At 72.3% G+C, this 4,103-nt stretch carries 3 protein-coding genes; all 3 read left to right on the plus strand.

Annotation, left to right across the window (positions count from 1 at the left end):
* Positions 1–1,888, plus strand: a 1,888-nt coding sequence (gene rho / locus AB0M20_RS30285; protein WP_364303735.1) for a transcription termination factor Rho, incomplete at its 5' end; no start/stop codon positions are given.
* A 136-nt stretch (positions 1,889–2,024) separates the two neighbouring features.
* Positions 2,025–3,191, plus strand: a complete 1,167-nt coding sequence (locus AB0M20_RS30290; RefSeq protein WP_364303736.1) for a nitric oxide synthase oxygenase — start codon at positions 2,025–2,027, stop codon at positions 3,189–3,191.
* 10 nt (positions 3,192–3,201) lie between these two features.
* A partial coding sequence (locus AB0M20_RS30295; RefSeq protein ID WP_364303737.1) for an LD-carboxypeptidase occupies positions 3,202–4,103 on the plus strand: 902 nt, incomplete at its 3' end.

The raw sequence follows: 4,103 nt of genomic DNA on the forward strand, positions 1-4,103 counted from the left end.
GCGTGCCCGGAGCCGTGCACCCGGCGCGGCGGCGCCCGACAGCGTGATCGCGGTGCCGGGGTCGCCCCCGCCGTCGGCGGTGGCCACCGCTCCGGTGCAGACGGCCCTTCCGGTCGACAGCGCGCCGGTCGCCACCTCGCCGGCCCCCGCCGAGGCGGCCCCGGCGCAGGCACCGCAGTCGGAGCAGCCGGCGCAGTCCGGATCAGCTCAGTCCGCGCCGGCCGAGACCGAGACCCGGGAGCGCACCGACCGTGACCGCGGCGAGCGCGGCGGCCGCGACCGGCAGCGCAACCGCAACGACCGTGGCGACCGCAACGAGCGCACCGACCGCGGTGACCAGGGTGGCCGCGGTGACCAGGGTGGCCGGAGCGAGCAGGGTGGCCGGAGCGAGCAGAACGGCCGCGGCGAGCAGGGTGGCCGGGGCGAGAGCGGCGACCAGCAGCAGCGTGAGCCACGCGAGCGTAACGACCGCGACCGCAACGAGCGGAACGACCGCAACGACCGCGGTCGCACCGACGGGCGCAACGAGGGCCGCAACGACGGCCGGAACGACTCGGACGACGACGACAACGACAACGGTGAGGGCGGCCGTCGCAGCCGTCGCAGCCGTTTCCGTGACCGGCGGCGGGGTCGCGGCGAGCGGGACGGCAACGACCGTGACGGCGGCCGTGACGGCGGTCGTGACGGTGGACGCGAGGGCGGCCGCGAGGGCCGCGAGCCGCACGTCAACGAGGACGAGGTCCTGGTCCCGGTGGCCGGCATCCTCGACGTGCTGGACAACTACGCGTTCGTGCGCACCACCGGCTACCTGTCCGGCCCGAACGACGTGTACGTGTCGATGTCGCAGGTCAAGAAGCACGGCCTGCGCGCGGGTGACGCGGTCACCGGCGCGGTCCGCGCCGCGCCGCGCGACAGCGGCGACACCAGCGGTGGCAACAGCCGGCGGGACAAGTACAACCCGCTGGTCCGGCTGGACACCATCAACGGCATGGAGCCGGAGGAGGCCCGCCGGCGGCCGGAGTTCTACAAGCTGACCCCGCTCTACCCGCAGGAGCGCCTGCGTCTCGAGAGCGAGCCGCACATCCTCACCACCCGGGTCATCGACCTGGTCATGCCGATCGGCAAGGGGCAGCGCGCGCTGATCGTGTCGCCGCCCAAGGCCGGTAAGACCATGGTGCTGCAGGCGATCGCCAACGCGATCACGCACAACAACCCCGAGTGCCACCTGATGGTCGTGCTGGTCGACGAGCGGCCCGAAGAGGTCACCGACATGCAGCGCTCGGTCAAGGGCGAGGTCATCGCGGCCACGTTCGACCGGCCGCCGCAGGACCACACCGCCGTCGCCGAGCTGGCCATCGAGCGGGCCAAGCGCCTGGTCGAGCTGGGTCACGACGTGGTCGTGCTGCTCGACTCGGTGACCCGGCTCGGCCGGTCGTACAACCTGGCGGCGCCCGCCTCGGGCCGGATCATGTCGGGTGGTATCGACTCGACCGCGCTGTACCCGCCCAAGCGCTTCCTCGGCGCGGCGCGCAACGTCGAGAACGGCGGCTCGCTGACGATTCTCGCCACCGCGCTGGTGGAGACCGGTTCGATGATGGACACGGTCATCTTCGAGGAGTTCAAGGGCACCGGTAACGCCGAGCTCAAGCTGGACCGCAAGATCGCCGACAAGCGGGTCTTCCCGGCGGTGGACACCAACGCCTCCGGCACCCGCAAGGAGGAGATCCTGCTGGGCAAGGAGGAGCTGGCCATCGTGCACAAGCTCCGCAAGGTCCTCGCCTCGCTCGAGTCCTCCGCGGCGCTGGACCTGCTGCTCGACCGGCTCAAGCAGAGCCGGACGAACATCGAGTTCCTGATGCAGATCGCGAAGTCCACACCGGGCGAGTAGAACCCGGCGAAAGAGGACGCCGTCACCCTTACGGGGCGTGACGGCGTCCTTTTTGTCGCACACGGTGTGTGAGAGTCCACGGCCGGGGTCGTGCGAACCTCCCTGAGCACGTCGGCTCGAGGTTGGGAGGCGCACGATGATCGTGCCGGGGTACCGCGACCATCCGACGGAGCCGTGGGACCGCGTCGCCCCCGTGGATGCGGAGGAGGCCGAGGACTTCCTGCGGCAGTGCTATCTCGAGAACGCCCGGCTCGGCCCGGTCGAGCCCCGCCTGGCCATCGTCCGCGCGCAGATCGCCGCGACCGGCAGCTACGTGCACACCACCGAGGAGCTGTCGTACGGGGCGAAGATGGCCTGGCGCAACGCGAGCCGGTGCATCGGGCGGCTCTACTGGCGCAGTCTCCGGGTGCTCGACCGGCGCCGCGCGCGTACCTCGGATGAGATCTTCTCTCTGCTCGTGCATCACCTGCAGGCCGCGGGCAGCACCACGATCCGCCCGGTGATCAGCATCTTTCCCGCCGCCCAGCCGGGCCAGCCCTACGCCCGGGTGTGGAACGAGCAGCTCATCCGCTACGCCGGATACCGCGGTGAGGACGGCCGGACGGTCGGCGACCCGCGGCAAATCACCTTCACCGACGCGATGCGAGGCTTTGGCTGGCGCGGCAAAGGGTCGGACTTCGACGTGCTGCCGCTGGCCATCGAGACGCCGGCCGAGGGCGTGCGCCTCTACGAACTGCCCGAGCGCGCGATCGGGGAGGTGCCGATCGCGCACCCCGAGTACGGCTGGTTCGCCGAGCTGGGCCTGCGCTGGCACGCGGTCCCGGCGATCTCGAACATGCGACTCACCATCGGCGGCGTGCACTATCCGCTGGCGCCGTTCAACGGCTGGTACATGGGCACCGAGATCGGCGCCCGCAACTTCGCCGACGCGGACCGGTACAACATGCTGCCGGTGGTCGCCGAGCGGATGGGCCTGGACACCAGCCGCGAGTCGACGCTGTGGCGGGACCGGGCGCTGGTCGAGCTGAACCGCGCGGTGCTCTGGTCCTTCGAGCGGGCCGGCGTGAAGATGTCCGACCACCACACCGAGTCGCAGCGGTTCATGGCCCATCTGCGCAACGAGGAGAAGGCCGGCCGCCCGGTGCCGGCCGACTGGACGTGGATCGTGCCGCCGATGTCGGGCGGTCTCACGCCGGTGTTCCACCGCTACTACGACGAGCTGGACCTGCGCCCGGCGTTCTACCTCGACGAGGAGGCGATCCGGGTGGCTCGGGACGGGACCCGCTGCCCGCATCCCCACTAATCTTGGCCGCATGCTGCGGCTGCTGCGGGAGGGCGATCTGGTCGCCCTGGTCGCGCCGTCGGGATGGGTACGCCCGGAGCGCGTCGCCGCCCAGGTCGAGGTGCTCCAGAGCTGGGGCCTGCGCGCCCGGGTCGGCGAGCACGCCATGAACCGGCGGTCCTACCTCTCCGCGACCGACGACGAGCGGCGGGCGGACTTCAACGCCGCGCTGCGCGACGACGAGGTGCGCGGGATCTGGTGCCTGCGCGGCGGGTACGGGGCCCAGCGGATCGTCGACGGCCTGGACTTCGCGGCCGCGCGCGCCGACCCGAGGCTGGTCATCGGCTTCTCCGACATCACCGCGATCCACCTCGCGCTGTGGTGCGAGGCGGGGCTGGCGACCGTGCACGGCCCGACCGCGTCGTATCCCGGACCCGGCGAGGGCGGTCCCACCGAGGCGGGTGCCCGGCGCGCGTTGATGAGCACCGGGCCGGTCGTCGTCGCCGCCGACCCGACCGAGGACACGTACCCGGTGCGGGCGCCCGGCCGGGCCTCGGGGGTGCTGCTCGGCGGCAATCTCACGATCCTGGCCGCGACCGCCGGCACCCGGCACCGGCCGGATCTGCGCGGCGCGATCCTGCTGGTCGAGGACGTGCACGACGAGCCGTACCGGGTGGACCGGTGCATCGTGCAGCTCGAGCGGGCGGGCTGGCTGGACGGGATCGCCGGGGTGGCGGTCGGGCAGTTCACCGAGTGCGTCGACCCCGATCCGAGTCCGACCACGCCGGAGGTGCTGACCGAGCGGTTCGGCTCGCTGGGCGTGCCGGTGCTGGGCGGCCTGCCGATCGGCCACGGCGCCGAGCAGATCGCGGTGGGCCTGGGCGTGCCGGCGGTGCTGGACGTCGACGCCGGCACGCTGACGGTCTCAGCGGT

This window comes from Actinoplanes sp. NPDC051633, assembly GCF_040681735.1.
Classification (GTDB): domain Bacteria; phylum Actinomycetota; class Actinomycetes; order Mycobacteriales; family Micromonosporaceae; genus Actinoplanes.

What these genes read in the sequence shown, in the direction of transcription:
- AB0M20_RS30290 (WP_364303736.1), top strand. Translation starts at nt 2,025, where the DNA reads ATGATCGTGCCGGGGTACCGCGACCATCCGACGGAGCCGTGGGACCGC.